The sequence below is a fragment of the Streptococcus sp. 'group B' genome (assembly GCF_002073795.1).
GTDB classification, from domain to species: domain Bacteria; phylum Bacillota; class Bacilli; order Lactobacillales; family Streptococcaceae; genus Streptococcus; species Streptococcus agalactiae.
The window spans coordinates 1,872,260-1,890,731 of record NZ_CP020432.1 but is presented as its reverse complement, the minus strand read 5'-3'; the positions used below and the strand labels follow the sequence as shown (position 1 = coordinate 1,890,731).

The window sequence follows — 18,472 nt, the reverse complement described above, 5'->3', positions numbered from 1 at the left end:
ATTAAATCAAAGGCAAGAAAGAATTATTGATATTATCAAACAGTTTCAGCCCATTACTGGTGAGCTAATAGCTGAGAAATTAGGAGTAACAAGAGCAGCACTAAGGTCTGATTTGGCGGTTTTAAGTATGCTAGGTATCATAGATGCAAAACCTAAGGTTGGTTATTTTTATTTAGGACAGTATCATGCTTCAATAGGGACAAGTCATTTTGAAAAGATGACAGTTTCAGAAATTATGGGGATCCCTCTGACAGTTCATCAAAAAGATTCAGTTTATGATGTTATTGTACATATTTTTATGGAAGATGCTGGTTGTGCTTTTATCTTGGATGATGATGATTTTCTCTGTGGAGTCGTGTCACGTAAAGATTTACTAAAAACCAGTATTGGCGGAGGAGATCTTTCTAAAATGCCAATAGGAATGGTGATGACACGTATGCCACACGTGACAACTGTTTTAGAAAATGAAAGTCTTTTTGCGGCAGCTGATAAATTAGTGAGCAGAAAAGTGGATAGTCTCCCTGTCGTTCGTCATGATAAGCAATATCCCGAAAAATTTAAAGTGATCGGGAAATTATCTAAAACAATCCTCGCTGGTTTGTTTTTAGAAATAAGAGATTATTAGGAGGAAACTGATGGAAGATCAACTCACTATATTTATTATTTCAGATTCTTTAGGGGAAACAGCCAAAGCTATTGCGAAAGCATGTTTGTCACAATTTCCAGGACATGATGATTGGCATTTTCAACGTTTTTCCTATATTAACAGTCAGGAACGCTTAGAACAAGTTTTTGAAGAGGCTAGCCAGAAGACAGTATTTATGATGTTTAGTTTAGTTGATGTTGCTTTGGCTTCCTATGCACAGAAACGATGTGAAAGTGAACATTATGCTTATGTTGACTTATTAACAAATGTTATTCAAGGAATATCAAGGATATCGGGTATAGATCCTTTGGGAGAACCAGGGATTTTACGACGCTTAGACAATGATTATTTCAAAAGAGTAGAATCAATAGAATTTGCAGTAAAATATGATGATGGGAGAGATCCGCGAGGTATTTTACAAGCAGATTTAGTTATTATAGGAATTTCAAGAACTTCTAAAACACCATTAAGTATGTTTTTAGCAGATAAAAATATTAAAGTTATTAATATTCCTTTGGTTCCAGAGGTTCCTGTTCCTAAAGAATTACGTATGATTGATTCTAGAAGGATTATCGGACTAACTAATTCGGTTGATCATCTTAATCAAGTCCGAAAAGTTCGATTAAAGTCCTTAGGTCTTTCTAGTACGGCAAATTATGCCAGTTTAGAACGGATTTTGGAGGAGACGAGGTATGCTGAAGAAGTTATGAAAAATTTAGGTTGCCCAATCATTAATGTATCTGATAAAGCAATCGAAGAAACAGCAACGATTATTTTAGAAATCTTAAAAACAAATGGACAAGTAGCTAAAAATCTGTAAAAGGAGACGCTGATGGAAACTAAGTTTGTGTATCATTTTGATGAAGGTTGTAAGGAAATGAAGGAACTGCTAGGTGGTAAGGGGGCTAATCTAGCTGAAATGACGAGTATTGGGTTACCGGTACCACAAGGTTTTACTATTACAACACAGGCTTGTAATGATTATTATGATAACGCTTGCCATATCCGAGAGAGTATTCTTAGTCAAATTGATCAAGCAATGGCACAATTGGAGGTTGAACAGAACAAGCAATTAGGAAGTGTTGATGATCCTTTGTTGGTGTCAGTTCGGTCAGGATCAGTTTTTTCAATGCCTGGTATGATGGACACAGTTTTAAATTTAGGGTTAAATGATCGTAGTGTCCAAGGTTTAGTGAAAAAGACAGAAGACGAGCGTTTTGCTTATGACAGTTATCGTCGTTTTATCCAAATGTTTGCAGATGTGGTTACAGGCATTCCAAAATATAAATTTGATACCATTTTAGATCGACTTAAGACAGATAAATGTTATCAAGATGACACAGAACTAACTGGTTCAGATTTAAAGAGACTTGTTGAATTTTACAAGGAACTATATCAAAAAGAAGCAGGAGAAAAATTTCCGCAAGATCCTAAAAGGCAGCTTTTGTTAGCAATTGAGGCAGTTTTTAAATCATGGAATAATCCAAGAGCTAAGATTTATCGTAAATTAAATGATATTCCGGAGACGCTTGGGACAGCCGTTAATATCCAAGCTATGGTTTTTGGGAATATGGGAAATAACAGCGGAACGGGAGTTGCTTTTACACGAAACCCATCAACTGGAGCAGCAAATTTATTTGGTGAGTATTTGATTAATGCACAAGGAGAAGATGTTGTTGCAGGTATCAGAACACCACAATCCATATCAAAATTGGCAGAACAAATGCCTATTATTTACCAAGAGTTTGTAAGCGTTACCCAAAAGTTAGAAGCTCATTATCGCGATATGCAAGATATGGAGTTTACAATTGAAAATGGTAATCTTTATATGCTTCAGACGAGAAGCGGTAAGCGTACAGCGAAGGCAGCTATCAAAATAGCAGTAGATCAAGTAAATGAAGGCCTAATTAGTAAAGAAGAAGCTATACTACGTATCGAGCCCAAACAATTAGATCAGTTATTACACCCTTCTTTTGACTTGAAAAGTTTAAAGAAAGCTATTATTTTGACGACAGGACTTCCAGCTTCTCCTGGAGCTGCTTATGGGAAAGTTTATTTCCATGCAGAAGATGTTGTTAAAGAGATGAAAAAGGGAAATCCAGTGCTATTGGTCAGACAAGAGACATCACCTGAAGATATCGAGGGGATGGTTAGTGCAAACGGGATTATAACAGCAAGAGGCGGAATGACTTCCCATGCGGCAGTAGTAGCCAGAGGAATGGGGAAACCATGCGTTGCAGGCTGTAGTCAATTATTGGTTGATGAAGTAAGACGAGAAATTTCTATTGGGCATCAAACGATAAAAGAAGGTGAGATGTTATCAATCGATGGTGCTACAGGAAATGTTTATATAGGACAAGTTCCGATGGCAGAGACTAGCGTAGATCGTGATTTTGAGATATTTATGAAATGGGTAGATGAAAATCGAGATATGATGGTGTGTTCAAATGCAGATAATCCGAGAGATGCTCAAAAGGCCTTGGACTTTGGAGCAGAAGGAATAGGTCTTTGTCGCACGGAACATATGTTTTTTGACGATGAACGTATTCCAGTCGTTAGAGAAATGATTTTAGCGGATGAAATATTGAGCCGAAGGAAGGCTCTAGAAAGGCTTTTATCTTTCCAAAGAGACGATTTTTATCAAATTTTTAAAGTATTGAAAGGTAAAGCTTGTACGATTCGTTTGCTTGACCCTCCTTTACATGAATTCTTACCCCATGATAAAGAGTCTATAGAATCTATGGCAAGACAAATGGGGATATCTACTTTAGCTATTGAAAAACGGATTCAAACATTAGAAGAATTCAACCCTATGTTAGGTCATCGTGGTTGTAGACTTGCGATTACCTATCCGGAAATTTACCAAATGCAGGTGAGAGCTCTTGTACAAGGCGCTATACTTGCAATGAAAGAGGGATATGAGGCAAAGCCAGAAATTATGATTCCTTTAGTGACAGCGCATGAAGAAATCTCTATAATACGTGATCTGATTGAAGAGACAATTGTTGAGGAGAGTAAATCTAAAAAAATTAACTTATCATTCCCTATTGGGACAATGATTGAAACACCAAGAGCTTGTATGATAGCGGATGATATTGCAAAGTTTGCGGATTTCTTTAGTTTTGGGACCAATGATTTAACACAAATGAGCTTTGGATTTTCACGAGATGATGCTGGAAAATTCTTAGGAGAATACGTTGATAAAGGACTTCTAAAAAAAGACCCTTTCCAAGTTTTAGATCAAAAAGGAATAGGAAGGTTTATTGAGCAGGCAGTGAGGTTAGGAAAAGAAGTTAAGCCAAACCTTAAAATAGGTATCTGTGGAGAGCATGGTGGAGAACCATCATCTATTGAGTTCTGTTACCAACAGGGGTTACATTATGTATCGTGTTCGCCGTTTAGGATTCCTATTGCTAAATTAGCGGCTGCACAGGCTAAAATCAAACAAAGCAGAAATGATATAACAATAGATAAATAAACAGTAAACGCTTCTTATCATAGGTAAGAAGCGTTTATTATGAAAAACTGGGATAATGTGATAACATTGAGAGTTTAATATGCTATAATAGTAGAGACTATCTTAAAACGAAAATGATACAGAGATAAGGAGAACTCATGAAAATTTCTGAAGAAGAAGTGCGTCATGTTGCCCATCTGTCAAAATTGCGCTTTTCTGATCAAGAGACTAAAGAATTTGCGTCAAGTTTGTCAAAGATTGTTGATATGATTGAACTCTTAAATGAAGTTGACACAGAAGGCGTACCAGTAACAACGACCATGGCAGATCGCAAAACTGTGATGCGTGAAGATATTGCTCAACCAGGCCATAATCGTGATGACTTATTTAAAAATGTACCACAGCATCAAGATTATTATATTAAAGTACCTGCAATTCTTGAGGATGGAGGAGATGCCTAATGTCGTTTAATAATCAATCAATTGATCAGTTGCATGATTTTCTCGTTAAAAAAGAAATTTCAGCAACTGAATTAACAAAAGCTACATTGGAAGATATTCATGCGCGTGAACAAGCGGTTGGATCTTTTATTACTATTTCTGATGAGATGGCAATAGCTCAAGCCAAAGAAATTGATGATAAAGGAATTGATGCTGATAATGTTATGTCAGGTATTCCCTTAGCAGTTAAAGATAATATTTCAACAAAGGGGATTCTTACAACAGCTGCTTCTAAAATGCTCTATAACTATGAGCCAATCTTTGATGCTACGGCTGTTGAAAAGTTATATGCTAAAGATATGATTGTGATTGGTAAAGCAAACATGGATGAATTTGCCATGGGAGGCTCTACAGAAACATCTTATTTTAAAAAGACAAATAACGCTTGGGACCATAGTAAAGTTCCGGGAGGATCATCAGGTGGTTCTGCAGCAGCAGTAGCTTCAGGACAAGTACGTTTATCATTGGGCTCTGATACAGGTGGTTCAATTCGCCAACCGGCTTCATTTAATGGAATCGTTGGTATGAAGCCAACTTACGGACGTGTATCACGCTTTGGTTTGTTTGCTTTCGGTAGTTCGCTTGACCAGATTGGACCGATGTCTCAAACAGTAAAAGAGAATGCACAGCTTTTGACAGTTATTTCTGGGCATGATGTAAGAGATTCAACTTCTTCTGAGCGTACTGTAGGCGATTTTACTGCTAAAATTGGTCAAGATATTCAAGGAATGAAAATTGCTTTACCAAAAGAATATTTGGGAGAAGGAATAGCGCAAGGAGTTAAAGAAACGATTATTAAGGCCGCAAAACATCTGGAAAAACTAGGTGCAGTTATTGAGGAAGTTAGTTTACCGCATTCTAAATACGGTGTTGCTGTTTATTATATTGTTGCTTCATCGGAAGCTTCTTCAAACTTACAACGTTTTGATGGTATTCGTTATGGATACCGTACAGAAAATTATAAAAACTTGGATGATATCTATGTCAATACACGATCTGAAGGTTTTGGAGACGAAGTTAAGCGTCGCATTATGCTGGGAACGTTCAGTTTATCTTCTGGGTATTACGATGCTTATTATAAAAAAGCAGGTCAAGTTCGTAGTTTGATTATTCAAGATTTTGAAAAAGTTTTCGCAGATTATGACTTGATTTTAGGTCCAACAGCTCCAACAACAGCCTTTGACTTAGATTCTTTAAATCACGATCCAGTTGCAATGTACCTAGCTGATATTCTAACAATACCAGTTAATTTGGCTGGTTTACCAGGTATTTCAATCCCTGCTGGTTTTGATCAAGGTCTACCGGTTGGTATGCAGTTGATTGGTCCGAAATTCAGTGAAGAAACAATATATCAGGTTGCTGCTGCCTTCGAAGCAACGACAGATTATCATAAACAACAACCTAAAATTTTTGGAGGTGAGAACTAATGAATTTTGAAACAGTCATTGGACTTGAAGTCCATGTTGAATTAAATACGAACTCTAAAATTTTCTCACCTTCTTCCGCTCATTTTGGTCAGGAACAAAATGCTAATACAAATGTAATTGACTGGTCTTTCCCAGGTGTCCTTCCAGTCATGAATAAAGGAGTTATTGATGCAGGAATCAAGGCGGCACTTGCCTTGAATATGGATATCCATCAAAACATGCATTTTGATCGTAAAAATTATTTCTATCCAGATAATCCTAAAGCTTATCAAATTTCACAGTTTGATGAGCCTATTGGTTACAATGGTTGGATTGAAATCGAATTAGAAGATGGTACACGAAAAAAAATTCGTATTGAGCGTGCCCACCTCGAAGAAGATGCAGGAAAAAATACACATGGGACAGATGGTTATTCCTATGTTGACCTTAATAGACAAGGTGTTCCACTGATTGAAATTGTATCAGAAGCTGATATGCGTTCTCCTGAGGAAGCTTATGCTTATTTGACAGCTCTCAAAGAGATTATCCAATATACTGGAATTTCTGACGTTAAAATGGAAGAAGGTTCTATGCGTGTAGATGCCAATATTTCACTTCGTCCTTATGGTCAAGAAGAGTTTGGTACTAAAGCAGAACTTAAGAACCTTAACTCATTCAATAATGTACGTAAAGGTTTGATACATGAAGAAAAACGTCAAGCACAAGTTTTACGATCTGGTGGTCAAATTCAGCAAGAGACTCGTCGTTTTGATGAAACAACAGGTGAGACTATTTTGATGCGTGTCAAGGAAGGCTCATCAGATTATCGCTATTTCCCTGAACCAGATCTACCACTATTTGATATCTCGGATGAATGGATTGATCAAGTTCGTTTAGAATTACCAGAATTTCCACAGGAACGTCGTGCGAAATATGTATCGTCTTTTGGTCTATCATCTTATGATGCTAGCCAATTAACAGCTACAAAAGCAACTTCTGATTTCTTTGAAAAAGCTGTTGCTATTGGGGGTGATGCAAAACAAGTTTCCAATTGGTTACAAGGAGAAGTGGCGCAATTTCTTAACAGTGAATCAAAATCAATCGAAGAAATTGGTCTGACTCCTGAGAATTTGGTTGAGATGATTGGCTTGATTGCTGACGGTACAATTTCATCCAAAATTGCTAAAAAAGTTTTTGTGCATTTAGCTAAAAATGGTGGTTCAGCTGAAGAATTCGTTAAAAAGGCTGGTTTAGTTCAAATTTCAGATCCTGAAGTATTAATCCCAATTATTCATCAAGTCTTTGCAGATAATGAAGCTGCTGTGATTGACTTTAAGTCAGGAAAACGCAATGCTGATAAGGCCTTCACAGGTTATCTAATGAAAGCAACAAAAGGACAAGCTAATCCACAAGTTGCTCTGAAGCTGTTAGCGCAAGAATTAGCAAAATTAAAAGAAGAATAGAAATCAGCCTTTTGGCTGGTTTTTATTCGCTAATTTAGCACGAACACCTAGGGATAAATAATTAAGAAGCTAAGATATTTATCAGATGACTTTAACTACAGTGTTTAAGAAATAAAAATGAGGGGAAAAATGACTAAAAAAGAAAAAGGAACAATGATGACCTTAGCTGCCGGACTAGCATGGGGCATTTCTGGAATTAGTGGTCAATACTTGATGTCGCACGGAGTACACGTTAACCTTTTGACTTCTTTACGATTGTTGATAACAGGTATCTTTCTCTTGTCTTTAGCTAGATCAAAACAAAAGGAGCATTTAGTAGCAGCGTGGAAACAGCCAAAATTTTTAAAGCAGGTTTTACTTTTTTCTATATTTGGTTTAGTTTTAAATCAATATGCTTTTCTCAGAGCGATTCATTTAACAAATGCTGGAACTGCAACGGTTTTGCAATATATGGCACCAATACTTATTTTGAGTATTGTTTGTATCCTAAACAGACAAAGACCAACATCTTTTGAAATAATAGCAATTGCTATGGCAATTTTAGGAACCTATATGATTGCAACGCATGGGAAGTTAGGAAGTTTAGCTATCACACCGAAAGGATTAATGTGGGGGCTTGGTTCCGCCATTACTTATTCTATTTATATTTTATTACCTGTGAAACTTATTCATGAATGGGGAAGTACGATTGTTATTGGTTCAGGAATGTTTATAGGTGGGATTTTATTTAGTTTGGTGACAAAAGCGTGGCAATACCCCTTACAAATTAATGTGATGAGTATACTTGCTTATATTGGCATTATTGGTATTGGGACTATTTTTGCTTACACTTTTTTCCTTAAAGGGGTTAGTATTGTAGGTGCTGTCAAGGGTAGCTTATTAGCATCGGTAGAGCCAGTTTCTTCGGTATTTTTGACAGTACTTGTTTTAGGAGAAATTTTTTATCCAATAGATTTACTTGGGATGCTGTTTATTTTTCTTGCTGTAACTCTAATCTCTTACAAAGATTTAATTGCATTGAAGAAAATGAAACGAGTAAGATAGTATCTTTTGGGGTTGAAACCCTAATTTAAAGGTCTTTAAAGACCTTTTTTCTTTACTCGCTATCTCTTAAGAATTATGGTAGAATGAATAGTAAAATATATTTTTTGGAGATGAAATTGAGTATAGATGATTATAGGCCGACCTTCGTGGTTGAGGCAGTTTATGATTTAAGAGCAGAAGATTTATTACGTCATGGCATTCGTGCGGTTTTAGTTGATTTAGATAATACACTCATTGCTTGGAATAATCCAGATGGTACTGCTGAGGTGCGTGCATGGTTAGATGAGATGACAACAGCGGATATTTCAGTTGTAGTAGTGTCTAATAACAATCATGCTCGCGTAGAACGTGCAGTATCACGTTTTGGTGTGGATTTTGTAAGTCGTGCGATGAAACCATTTACTCGTGGTATAAACATGGCAATTGAGCGTTATGGCTTTGATCGTGACGAGGTGATTATGGTTGGAGATCAATTGATGACAGATATTCGTGCTAGTTATCGCGCAGGAATAAAGTCCGTATTGGTAAAACCAATTGTTAAATCTGATGCTTGGAATACCAAGTTCAATCGCTTACGTGAACGTCGCGTTTGGAAAAAAATAGAAGAGAATTACGGTAAAATCGTATATCAAAAAGGAATTTAATGGAAGAGTTATTTTGTATTGGCTGCGGAGCCAGGATTCAAACTGAAAATAAAGATGCTGCTGGCTATACACCTCGTGCAGCACTTGAAAAAGGTTTAGAGACAGGAGAATTATACTGTCAGCGTTGTTTCAGATTGCGCCACTATAATGAGATTACTGACGTTCATATCACTGATGATGAATTTTTGAAATTACTACATGAGGTTGGAGATAGTGATGCCCTTGTGGTGAATGTCATTGATATTTTTGATTTCAATGGTTCAATTATTCCTGGTCTTAGTCGTTTCGTTGCAGGAAACGATGTTCTTTTAGTAGGAAATAAAAAAGATATTCTTCCCAAATCGGTTAAAGATGGAAAAGTAACACAATGGTTAACTGAGAGAGCTCATGAAGAGGGGCTTCGTCCTGTTGATGTCATCTTGACAAGTGCCCAAAATCATCATGCTATTAAGGATTTGATTGATACGATTGAAAAGTATCGTCATGGTCGAGATGTTTATGTTGTTGGGGTTACTAATGTTGGAAAGTCAACTCTTATTAACGCTATTATTCGTGAAATTACTGGTAGTCGTGATGTTATTACGACCTCACGTTTCCCAGGTACAACGTTAGATAAAATAGAAATACCTCTTGATGATGGTAGCTATATTTTTGATACCCCGGGTATTATTCATCGTCATCAAATGGCTCATTATTTGACAGCAAAAAATCTTAAATATGTTAGTCCTAAAAAAGAAATAAAACCCAAAACTTATCAGCTTAATTCAGAACAAACATTATTCTTGGCTGGCCTAGCACGTTTTGATTTTATTTCTGGTCAAAAACAAGGTTTTACGGCATATTTTGATAATAACCTGAATTTACACCGCACTAAACTAGTTGGAGCAGATGAATTTTACACTAAACATGTTGGAAAATTATTGACACCACCAACAGGTAAGGAAGTTTCAGATTTTCCTAAATTAGTTCGTCATGAATTTACAATCAAAGATAAAATGGATATTGTTTATTCGGGTCTTGGTTGGATACGTGTGAAATCAGAAGCAGAAAATCCAGTAGTAGTAGCTGCTTGGGCTCCAGAAGGCGTGGCAGTTGTTTTACGCAAAGCTTTAATTTAATAACTAAATTAACCAGCAACATATGACGGTTTTTCATCTAATTTAGCTGATGATACAGTCATAATCCTATAATAGATAAAAAGGAAACTAATATGTTAACATCTAAACAACGTGCTTTCTTAAAATCAGAAGCACATTCTATGAAACCCATTATTCAAATTGGGAAAAATGGTTTAAATGATCAAATCAAAACAAGCGTACGTAATGCACTCGATGCACGTGAGCTAATCAAAGTAACCCTTTTACAAAATACCGATGAAGATATCCACGATGTCGCTGAAGTTCTGGAAGATGAAATTGGCTGCGATACTGTCCTTAAAATAGGACGTATCTTGATTCTTTATAAAGAGTCAGCGCGCAAAGAAAATCGTAAAATTTCAGTTAAAGTAAAAGCAGTAAAATCAAACTAAACTACAATAGATTAAGAAATAGAGTATAGAACTAAAAAACGATTTACCTAAGTTACACTTCCGTATGATAGCTGATCATGATAATCAGTGTTTGTTTTTTTAGAGATACTACTTGTTCATGGAGGAATTATGGCACTCGAATTGCTAACACCATTTACAAAAGTTGAATTAGAAGAGAAAAAGCGAGATACTAACCGAAAACAAATTGGAATTATGGGAGGAAATTTTAACCCTGTTCATAACGCCCACCTTGTTGTTGCAGATCAAGTACGTCAGCAATTGTGTTTAGACCAAGTTCTGTTGATGCCTGAATTTCAGCCACCACATATTGATAAAAAAGAGACAATTGATGAACAGCATCGTCTCAAGATGCTTGAATTAGCAATAGAAGGCATTGATGGTTTATCTATTGAACCAATTGAAATTGAACGTAAATGTATCAGCTATACATACGATACGATGAAGCTTCTAATTGAAAAAAATCCAGATGTTGATTATTATTTCATTATTGGGGCAGATATGGTGGAATATCTACCTAAGTGGCATCGTATTGATGAACTTGTTAAAATGGTGCAGTTTGTTGGTGTTCAACGTCCAAAATATAAAGCTGGTACATCATATCCCGTTATTTGGGTGGATCTGCCATTGATGGATATCTCATCAAGTATGATTCGTCAATTTATTAAAAGTAATCGTCAGCCCAACTATTTACTGCCTAGAGAGGTATTAGATTATATCAGGAAAGAAGGTCTTTACAAATGACCTACAAAGATTACACAGGTTTAGATCGGACTGAACTTTTGAGTAAAGTGCGTCATATGATGTCCGACAAACGTTTTAATCATGTGTTAGGAGTAGAGCGTGCTGCAATAGAGTTAGCAGAACGGTATGGTTATGACAAGGAAAAAGCGGGTCTAGCTGCTTTATTACATGATTATGCTAAGGAACTATCTGATGATGAATTTCTTAGATTAATTGATAAATACCAACTAGATCCCGACCTAAAAAAATGGGGTAATAATATTTGGCATGGTCTTGTTGGCATTTATAAAATACAAGAGGATCTAGCTATCAAAGATCAAGATATTTTAGCTGCTATTGCAAAACATACTGTTGGTTCAGCCCAAATGTCCACATTGGATAAAATCGTTTATGTAGCAGATTACATTGAACACAATCGAGATTTTCCAGGAGTTGAAGAAGCTCGTGAGTTAGCGAAAGTTGACCTTAATAAAGCAGTAGCTTATGAGACTGCTAGAACAGTTGCGTTTTTAGCAAGTAAGGCTCAGCCTATCTATCCTAAAACGATTGAAACCTATAATGCTTATATACCTTATCTCGACTAATTCTTTTATTGAATAATGGTCATGATAGGTTTGGCGATGCAGTGGTCATTTTGGAGGAAAGTATGACTTGTGCACTTTTACTAATTGATATCCAACAAGGTATTATGGATAAGAAACCAAAGCATTTAACAAATTTTGCAGAGCTTTTAGATGATTTACTTTTAAGTGCCAAAGGTTCTAATTGTGAAGTGATATGGATAAGGCATCATGATAAGGAATTGCCTCAAGGTTCTCCACAGTGGGAAATTTGGGAACAGCGACATCTTGTGACGCATCACAAAATAATTGATAAAACTTACAATAGTTGTTTTAAAGATACTCATTTACATGATTACTTGCAAAGTAAGCATATTAGTCAATTAATCATGATGGGACTTCAAACAGAATACTGTTTTGATACATCAGTAAAAGTTGCTTTTGAATATGGTTATGATATCTTTATTCCACAAGGTGGACACCTAACATTTGATACACCAACTTTAAGTGGGGATTCTATTAAAAAACATTACGAGAATATTTGGCATCATCGTTTTGCGACAATGGTAGCAAAAGATAGCTTATTGAAATTAATAAACGAGGAATAAAATGACAGAAAAAGACTTACTACAGCTAGTCGTTAAGGCTGCGGATGAAAAACGAGCAGAAGATATTGTAATTTTAGATTTACAGCCTGTAACGAGTGTTGCAGATTACTTTGTGATTATGAGTGCAAGTAATAGTAGGCAGTTAGAAGCAATCGCAGACAATATCCGTGAACAAGTAAAAGGAAATGGTGGGGATGCTAGCCACCTTGAAGGCGATAGTAAAGCTGGTTGGGTACTTCTTGACCTCAATAGCGTCGTGGTTCATATCTTCTCTGAAGATGAGAGACAGCACTATAACCTTGAAAAACTTTGGCATGAAGCACCATTGCTTGATGCTGAAGTCTTTATGACAGAATAAAGCTAAGCAGTCTTGGGACTGCTTTTTGAGAGATGTAATATCAAGAAAGATTTGAGAACTATTATATGGCAACGTATGAAACTTTTGCAGCTGTTTATGATGCTGTCATGGATGATACTTTATATGATAAATGGACTGATTTTTCACTTCGTCATTTTCCAAAAGGTAAGAAAAAACTTTTGGAATTAGCATGTGGTACGGGAATTCAGTCTGTTCGATTTGCACAAGCTGGTTATGCTGTTACAGGACTTGATCTTAGTGGCGATATGCTGAAACTTGCCAAAAAACGTGCAACTTCTGCTCACCAAAGTATCCAGTTTATTGAAGGAAATATGTTAGATTTATCTAATGTTGGTAAATATGATCTCATCACGTGCTATTCAGACTCTATTTGTTATATGCAAGATGAAGTCGAGGTTGGTGATGTTTTTATCGAAGTCTATAAGGCCTTAGAAGAAAATGGCGTCTTTATTTTTGATGTTCATTCGACTTATCAAACAGATAAAGTATTTCCTGGTTATTCTTATCATGAAAATGCAGATGACTTTGCTATGGTGTGGGATACTTATGAAGATGATGCACCTCATTCTATTGTCCATGAATTAACATTTTTTGTTCAAGAAGAAGATGGTCGATTTACACGTCATGATGAAGTTCATGAAGAGCGTACTTATGATATTTTGACTTATGATATTTTACTTGAACAGGCAGGTTTTAAAGATGTTAAGGTGTATGCAGATTTTGAAGATAAAAAACCAACTGCAACTTCTGCTCGCTGGTTTTTTGTAGCTCATAAATAAGTAATAATTTGGAGGTAAAAAGATGATAATATTCTTATACGCTTGTCTGATGATATTTGGGATACTTTATATTATTGAACGTCGGGTAAGTCAGAAAAAGTCTAAAGTTATTTTGGAATTATTGATGAACCCTAAACTTCATTTGGATTTATTATCGGCATTAAAACCATTTGAAAAAGAAACAGATCGTCTCATATACCTTCGTAAAACTTATCACCTAGATATTATTGATGCTGTTACTTTAAATAATCAATTGAAAGAGAAAGAAGTATGACAGTTACAGGAATTGTTGCCGAATTTAATCCCTTTCATAATGGGCATAAGTACCTTTTAGAACAAGCTCAAGGCATAAAAGTAATAGCCATGTCGGGTAATTTTATGCAACGTGGTGAGCCGGCGATTGTAGATAAATGGACCCGTGCCCAGATGGCACTAGAAAATGGTGCTGATTTAGTGATTGAACTCCCTTTTCTGGTTTCGGTACAGTCAGCGGATTATTTCGCTAGTGGAGCTGTGTCTATCCTGGCACGATTAGGTGTGGATAACTTATGCTTCGGTACCGAAGAAATGCTTGATTATGCCCGTATTGGGGATATTTATGTGAATAAAAAAGAGGAGATGGAAGCTTTTTTGAAAAAACAATCGGATTCTCTTTCCTATCCACAAAAAATGCAAGCTATGTGGCAAGAATTTGCAGGGATTACATTTTCGGGACAAACCCCAAATCACATTTTAGGCTTAGCCTACACCAAAGCAGCTAGCCAAAATGGTATTCGATTAAATCCGATACAACGTCAAGGAGCTGGTTATCATTCATCAGAAAAAACAGAGATATTTGCTTCTGCAACAAGTCTTCGTAAACATCAATCTGATCGTTTCTTTGTAGAAAAAGGTATGCCTAACAGTGACTTGTTTTTGAATAGTCCACAAGTAGTTTGGCAAGATTATTTTAGTTTACTCAAATATCAGATAATGACGCATTCTGATTTGACACAAATTTATCAAGTGAATGAAGAGATAGCCAATCGTATAAAAAGTCAAATTCGTTATGTGGAGACTGTGGATGAGTTAGTTGATAAAGTCGCAACTAAACGGTATACCAAAGCAAGAATTCGACGTTTATTAACCTATATCTTGATAAATGCTGTGGAAAGTCCTATACCAAATGCTATTCATGTCTTAGGTTTTACACAAAAAGGTCAACAGCATTTAAAGTCTGTGAAGAAGTCTGTGGATATCGTGACGAGGATTGGTTCACAAACGTGGGATAGTTTGACGCAACGAGCAGATTCTGTTTATCAGATGGGAAATGCTAATATAGCAGAGCAAACATGGGGACGTATCCCTTTTTATCAACCTGTTAGTCAAAGTGACCTTTGATTTAAGCTTTATAAATTAATCATCACAAAATAATATTTTTCCCTTGACCCTTACTTAACGTTATACATTATACTCTTTACAGAGAGGTTATTATGAAAACAGTTAAAGAAATAAGTCACATTTCTGGTATTAGTGTGCGCACACTTCATTATTATGATGAAGTAGATTTGTTATCTCCTTCATTTGTAGGAGAGAATGGTTATCGTTACTATGATGATGAATCACTGATTAAGTTACAAGAAATTTTGTTATTTAAGGAACTGGAATTTCCTCTTAAAAAAATAAAAGAGATAATGGAAAGTCCAAATTATGATCGTAATCAAGCACTTCTTGATCAAATTAGGTGGCTGGAACTAAAGAAACAGCGACTAGAAGAAGTAATTGAACATGCAAAGTCTATCCAGAGGGGTAAAAATATGTCAGATTTTACAGCTTATAATCAAGAAGAATTAGAAGTATTTCAAGAGGAAGCTAGAACACGCTGGGGGGGATACAGATAGTTACAAAGAATTTGAAAATAGCCATAGTAAGAATGATTTTTCAATGATTTCACAAGCTATGAGTCAGATTTTTAAAGACTTTGGACAGTTGAAAGAACTTTCTCCGACAGATGAGAAAGTTCAAAAACAAGTTCAGATTTTACAAGATTATATCACAGCTCAGTTTTACAACTGCACTAACGATTTATTAGCAAGTCTTGAAATAATGTACATCTAAGATGAGCGTTTCCAAAAGTCTATTGATAATTGGGGAGGCCAGGGAACAGCATTATTTGTTTCTAAAGCTATAGATAGCTATTGTCATTAGGCTATATTTTAGGTTTGCAATGAAATGATAGGAATCAAGGAACAGTAGATATTATTAAAAATGTCAGACTCTTATCTAAATTTTTGACAGTAAGGAGCAAAAAGAGTAGACTGTAGGCATAGAAAGGTAGGTATCGTTATGAAAGGATTTCATGGGAATATCGAAAAATTGACACTAGGAAATACAAATTTCCGCCAAGTCCTCTATACCGCAGAACATTGTCAACTCGTTTTAATGACACTGCCTGTTGGTGGAGAAATTGGTAGCGAGATTCATGCAGAAAATGATCAGTTTTTCCGTTTTGAAGCTGGTCATGGTAAGGTTGTCATTGATGGTAATGAATATGAAGTTGCAGATGGAGACGCTATAATAGTTCCGGCAGGTGCTGAACATAACGTAATTAACACTTCTGAAACTGAGATGTTAAAACTCTATACAATTTACAGTCCAGCTCATCACAAAGATGGTATTATCCGTGCCACAAGAGAAGAAGCTGAAGAAAATGAAGAAGATTTTGATGGAGTTACTACTGAAACTAAATAATACTAGACTAAAAAGCGCTATGTCAATAGCGCTTTTTAGCTTAATAGTAGTCATTTCTTGGAGAATATAAATAGTAATTTAGGAAGTAATGTTAATAACCGAGCTTTTAAGGAAACGTTAAGTAAGGGCGGTTATACTATAAACATCCTAAACTTTTTTCATAAAATCTCCAGAAAGAACACTAAGTATTTTGGTGTTTTTTCTATTTTGAAAGCATACTGCAACTATGAAAAACCAGAAAGTATTAACTTTCTGGTTTTTTAGTTAAACTAAAGTCAAAGCAATATTGTATAAGATAGCCCCAAGGACACCGCCGATAATTGGACCTACAACTGGAATCCAAGCGTATGACCAATCTGAGTTACCCTTATTTTCAATAGGTAAGATAGCATGCATAAGACGAGGCCCTAGGTCACGTGCAGGGTTAATAGCATAACCAGTTGTTGGACCAAGAGAGAATCCTACTGCGAAAATAACTATACCAACGATAATTGGATCAAGACCTGCTGCAACTTTACTAGGACCAATTGCCATAATTGTAATCACAAGAATAGCAGTACCGATAATTTCACCAAGGAGATTCGATGGTGTATGGCGGATAGCAGGTCCGGTTGAGAAGCTGGCAAGGATAAGTCCACTATCTTTTGTTTCTTTCCAATGAGGATAATAGTGTAACCATAAAATAGTTGCCGCAACCATTGCTCCTAACATCTGTGCAATGATAAAGGGGATAACTTGTCCCCAAGAAATTGCTCCAATAGAAGCCATTGCTAATGTGACTGCTGGATTTAGATGAGCGGGACTGAATAATCCAGAAACATAAACAGCAACGGTACAAGCAATTCCCCAGCCAAAAACAATAGCAGTCCATCCAGTTCCTTCTTCTTTGGTTTTACTGAGCACATTTCCTGCAACTACGCCATCCCCAAGAAGAACCAAAATAAATGTTCCTAAAAATTCCCCAAGAAATTGAGTCATAATATCTCCTTATTTATTGATAGTTAATTCAGCTAATTGTGATTGAATACTATCCAGGTCAGCACCTGCCTGTAGAAGAGCAGCAGCGGTGTAAGCTCCCTCCACTACTGGGACAGAGTTAATGATAATATTTTTTTCTGAAAAATCAGCTACTAACTCTAAATTCATTTTTGCTGAACCTAAATCAAAGAAAGCTAATAACGTCTTTTTATCATTTTGCTCTACAATCTGTTGAACTTGATCAAAAGAAGTACCAATCTCACCATCTTCTGTTCCACCCACGTAAGTTATTGAGACATCCTTTGCTACCTCTGAAATAAGATCAACAACTCCTTGAGCAATATTTTTAGAGTGAGAAACAACAATAATACCAATATCAGACATTAGACACCTCCAACTTCTAGTAATGCTTTAAATAATAATCCTGAAGAAAATGATCCTGGATCAATGTGTCCTACTGAGCGTTCTCCAACATAAGAAGCGCGTCCTTTTGTTGCTTTCATCCCTTTTGTAGCATCTACTAAGGAATCGATACGGTCTTCAGTCAATTCATTTTTTTCAATCGCTTCAATAACACCGTGCCAAACATCAACCATTGTTTTTTCATTAAGTTCAGCTTTACCACGTTTTTGAATCATTTCAAGTCCTGCGCCAAGTGCCTCTGAAATGGTACTTTCACTCTGTTCAGCTTTTGTAATTCCCATAAATGCAGAACCATAGAGTGGTCCAGATGCTCCGCCTACTTTGCTTAAAAGTTGCATGGACACGGTTTTGAAAACATCGGCAGCACTACTAAATTCATTGTTATCAAGGTTTTCAATAACAGCAGTCATACCACGCGCCATATTGCCACCATGGTCGCCATCACCTATTGGAGTATCTAGTTCGGATAAATAGTCCTTGTTGGATTGAATTTTTTGGTTAAAAGTGTGCATCCATTCTATTGCAGTTTTTACTTCCATAAGAGTTCCTTCCTTTTGTTCTAATT

At 36.1% G+C, this 18,472-nt stretch carries 21 protein-coding genes and 1 pseudogene; 19 read left to right on the top strand and 3 right to left on the bottom strand.

The genetic code is table 11. The features are described 5' to 3' along the window. Window positions 1-52 precede the first annotated feature (52 nt). From A6J68_RS09920 to A6J68_RS09830, 19 genes and pseudogenes are all read left to right on the top strand, one after another. Entirely contained in the window at window positions 53-625 is a 573-nt protein-coding gene (locus A6J68_RS09920) for a helix-turn-helix transcriptional regulator (protein ID WP_318655372.1), read from the top strand. A 10-nt stretch (window positions 626-635) separates the two neighbouring features. Further along, window positions 636-1,466, top strand: a complete 831-nt coding sequence (locus A6J68_RS09915; protein WP_000390093.1) for a pyruvate, water dikinase regulatory protein — start codon at window positions 636-638, stop codon at window positions 1,464-1,466. Between the two features lie 12 nt (window positions 1,467-1,478). Next, on the top strand, window positions 1,479-4,124 hold the full coding sequence (ppdK, locus tag A6J68_RS09910; RefSeq protein ID WP_000448265.1) for a pyruvate, phosphate dikinase: 2,646 nt from the start codon (window positions 1,479-1,481) through the stop codon (window positions 4,122-4,124). A 137-nt stretch (window positions 4,125-4,261) separates the two neighbouring features. After that, a complete protein-coding gene (gene gatC / locus A6J68_RS09905; protein ID WP_000703030.1) occupies window positions 4,262-4,564 on the top strand; it encodes an Asp-tRNA(Asn)/Glu-tRNA(Gln) amidotransferase subunit GatC in 303 nt (100 codons plus the stop codon). Beyond that, window positions 4,564-6,030 carry an Asp-tRNA(Asn)/Glu-tRNA(Gln) amidotransferase subunit GatA gene (gene gatA, locus A6J68_RS09900; protein ID WP_000009529.1) on the top strand — a complete coding sequence of 489 codons (1,467 nt, stop codon included), beginning with the start codon at window positions 4,564-4,566 and terminating at the stop codon, window positions 6,028-6,030. Before gatC ends, gatA begins: the two co-directional genes overlap by 1 nt. Then, entirely contained in the window at window positions 6,030-7,472 is a 1,443-nt protein-coding gene (gene gatB / locus A6J68_RS09895; RefSeq protein WP_001008627.1) for an Asp-tRNA(Asn)/Glu-tRNA(Gln) amidotransferase subunit GatB, read from the top strand. Before gatA ends, gatB begins: the two co-directional genes overlap by 1 nt. Window positions 7,473-7,601: 129 nt before the next feature. Next, window positions 7,602-8,516 carry a DMT family transporter gene (locus A6J68_RS09890; protein ID WP_000161968.1) on the top strand — a complete coding sequence of 305 codons (915 nt, stop codon included), beginning with the start codon at window positions 7,602-7,604 and terminating at the stop codon, window positions 8,514-8,516. A 116-nt stretch (window positions 8,517-8,632) separates the two neighbouring features. Continuing rightward, complete coding sequence (locus tag A6J68_RS09885; RefSeq protein WP_000020581.1) at window positions 8,633-9,160, top strand: YqeG family HAD IIIA-type phosphatase; 528 nt, start codon at window positions 8,633-8,635, stop codon at window positions 9,158-9,160. After that, the gene (gene yqeH / locus A6J68_RS09880; RefSeq protein ID WP_000391742.1) at window positions 9,160-10,278 is read left to right on the top strand and encodes a ribosome biogenesis GTPase YqeH; all 1,119 of its coding nucleotides are present in this window, start codon (window positions 9,160-9,162) and stop codon (window positions 10,276-10,278) included. The genes A6J68_RS09885 and yqeH overlap by 1 nt, the downstream gene beginning before the upstream one ends. Before the next feature lie 92 nt (window positions 10,279-10,370). Continuing rightward, complete coding sequence (yhbY, locus tag A6J68_RS09875) at window positions 10,371-10,688, top strand: ribosome assembly RNA-binding protein YhbY (protein WP_000958131.1); 318 nt, start codon at window positions 10,371-10,373, stop codon at window positions 10,686-10,688. 129 nt (window positions 10,689-10,817) lie between these two features. Then, window positions 10,818-11,450, top strand: a complete 633-nt coding sequence (locus tag A6J68_RS09870) for a nicotinate-nucleotide adenylyltransferase (protein ID WP_001162765.1) — start codon at window positions 10,818-10,820, stop codon at window positions 11,448-11,450. Further along, window positions 11,447-12,034 carry a bis(5'-nucleosyl)-tetraphosphatase (symmetrical) YqeK gene (gene yqeK / locus A6J68_RS09865; RefSeq protein ID WP_000221167.1) on the top strand — a complete coding sequence of 196 codons (588 nt, stop codon included), beginning with the start codon at window positions 11,447-11,449 and terminating at the stop codon, window positions 12,032-12,034. Before A6J68_RS09870 ends, yqeK begins: the two co-directional genes overlap by 4 nt. A gap of 62 nt (window positions 12,035-12,096) precedes the next feature. Next, the gene (locus A6J68_RS09860) at window positions 12,097-12,618 is read left to right on the top strand and encodes a cysteine hydrolase family protein (protein WP_000128170.1); all 522 of its coding nucleotides are present in this window, start codon (window positions 12,097-12,099) and stop codon (window positions 12,616-12,618) included. Window position 12,619: 1 nt separating this feature from the next. Beyond that, the gene (rsfS, locus tag A6J68_RS09855) at window positions 12,620-12,976 is read left to right on the top strand and encodes a ribosome silencing factor (protein ID WP_000136424.1); all 357 of its coding nucleotides are present in this window, start codon (window positions 12,620-12,622) and stop codon (window positions 12,974-12,976) included. Between the two features lie 65 nt (window positions 12,977-13,041). Continuing rightward, on the top strand, window positions 13,042-13,776 hold the full coding sequence (locus tag A6J68_RS09850; protein WP_000257075.1) for a class I SAM-dependent DNA methyltransferase: 735 nt from the start codon (window positions 13,042-13,044) through the stop codon (window positions 13,774-13,776). Between the two features lie 22 nt (window positions 13,777-13,798). Then, window positions 13,799-14,050, top strand: a complete 252-nt coding sequence (locus tag A6J68_RS09845; protein WP_000583229.1) for a hypothetical protein — start codon at window positions 13,799-13,801, stop codon at window positions 14,048-14,050. Further along, complete coding sequence (locus A6J68_RS09840) at window positions 14,047-15,156, top strand: nucleotidyltransferase (RefSeq protein ID WP_000218977.1); 1,110 nt, start codon at window positions 14,047-14,049, stop codon at window positions 15,154-15,156. The genes A6J68_RS09845 and A6J68_RS09840 overlap by 4 nt, the downstream gene beginning before the upstream one ends. Before the next feature lie 92 nt (window positions 15,157-15,248). Then, a pseudogene (locus A6J68_RS09835) lies at window positions 15,249-15,963 on the top strand (MerR family transcriptional regulator). Between the two features lie 138 nt (window positions 15,964-16,101). Continuing rightward, complete coding sequence (locus A6J68_RS09830; RefSeq protein WP_000675692.1) at window positions 16,102-16,506, top strand: cupin domain-containing protein; 405 nt, start codon at window positions 16,102-16,104, stop codon at window positions 16,504-16,506. 264 nt (window positions 16,507-16,770) lie between these two features. Here A6J68_RS09830 and A6J68_RS09825 read toward each other — a convergent pair whose 3' ends face one another. The 3 genes from A6J68_RS09825 to dhaL are packed head-to-tail and all read right to left on the bottom strand — an operon-like array spanning window position 16,771 to window position 18,446. Continuing rightward, entirely contained in the window at window positions 16,771-17,484 is a 714-nt protein-coding gene (locus A6J68_RS09825; protein WP_000191472.1) for an MIP/aquaporin family protein, read from the bottom strand. A 9-nt stretch (window positions 17,485-17,493) separates the two neighbouring features. Next, on the bottom strand, window positions 17,494-17,868 hold the full coding sequence (gene dhaM / locus A6J68_RS09820; RefSeq protein ID WP_001279899.1) for a dihydroxyacetone kinase phosphoryl donor subunit DhaM: 375 nt from the start codon (window positions 17,866-17,868) through the stop codon (window positions 17,494-17,496). Beyond that, entirely contained in the window at window positions 17,868-18,446 is a 579-nt protein-coding gene (dhaL, locus tag A6J68_RS09815) for a dihydroxyacetone kinase subunit DhaL (protein WP_000453281.1), read from the bottom strand. Before dhaL ends, dhaM begins: the two co-directional genes overlap by 1 nt. Window positions 18,447-18,472: the final 26 nt, after the last annotated feature.

Coding starts and splice junctions, on each gene's coding strand:
- dhaM (WP_001279899.1), bottom strand. CDS start 17,868: ATGTCTGATATTGGTATTATTGTTGTTTCTCACTCTAAAAATATTGCT.
- rsfS (WP_000136424.1), top strand. CDS start 12,620: ATGACAGAAAAAGACTTACTACAGCTAGTCGTTAAGGCTGCGGATGAA.
- A6J68_RS09845 (WP_000583229.1), top strand. CDS start 13,799: ATGATAATATTCTTATACGCTTGTCTGATGATATTTGGGATACTTTAT.
- gatA (WP_000009529.1), top strand. CDS start 4,564: ATGTCGTTTAATAATCAATCAATTGATCAGTTGCATGATTTTCTCGTT.
- A6J68_RS09850 (WP_000257075.1), top strand. CDS start 13,042: ATGGCAACGTATGAAACTTTTGCAGCTGTTTATGATGCTGTCATGGAT.
- ppdK (WP_000448265.1), top strand. CDS start 1,479: ATGGAAACTAAGTTTGTGTATCATTTTGATGAAGGTTGTAAGGAAATG.
- A6J68_RS09890 (WP_000161968.1), top strand. CDS start 7,602: ATGACTAAAAAAGAAAAAGGAACAATGATGACCTTAGCTGCCGGACTA.
- A6J68_RS09915 (WP_000390093.1), top strand. CDS start 636: ATGGAAGATCAACTCACTATATTTATTATTTCAGATTCTTTAGGGGAA.
- A6J68_RS09830 (WP_000675692.1), top strand. CDS start 16,102: ATGAAAGGATTTCATGGGAATATCGAAAAATTGACACTAGGAAATACA.
- yqeH (WP_000391742.1), top strand. CDS start 9,160: ATGGAAGAGTTATTTTGTATTGGCTGCGGAGCCAGGATTCAAACTGAA.
- A6J68_RS09840 (WP_000218977.1), top strand. CDS start 14,047: ATGACAGTTACAGGAATTGTTGCCGAATTTAATCCCTTTCATAATGGG.
- gatC (WP_000703030.1), top strand. CDS start 4,262: ATGAAAATTTCTGAAGAAGAAGTGCGTCATGTTGCCCATCTGTCAAAA.
- yqeK (WP_000221167.1), top strand. CDS start 11,447: ATGACCTACAAAGATTACACAGGTTTAGATCGGACTGAACTTTTGAGT.
- gatB (WP_001008627.1), top strand. CDS start 6,030: ATGAATTTTGAAACAGTCATTGGACTTGAAGTCCATGTTGAATTAAAT.
- A6J68_RS09860 (WP_000128170.1), top strand. CDS start 12,097: ATGACTTGTGCACTTTTACTAATTGATATCCAACAAGGTATTATGGAT.
- yhbY (WP_000958131.1), top strand. CDS start 10,371: ATGTTAACATCTAAACAACGTGCTTTCTTAAAATCAGAAGCACATTCT.
- dhaL (WP_000453281.1), bottom strand. CDS start 18,446: ATGGAAGTAAAAACTGCAATAGAATGGATGCACACTTTTAACCAAAAA.
- A6J68_RS09825 (WP_000191472.1), bottom strand. CDS start 17,484: ATGACTCAATTTCTTGGGGAATTTTTAGGAACATTTATTTTGGTTCTT.
- A6J68_RS09870 (WP_001162765.1), top strand. CDS start 10,818: ATGGCACTCGAATTGCTAACACCATTTACAAAAGTTGAATTAGAAGAG.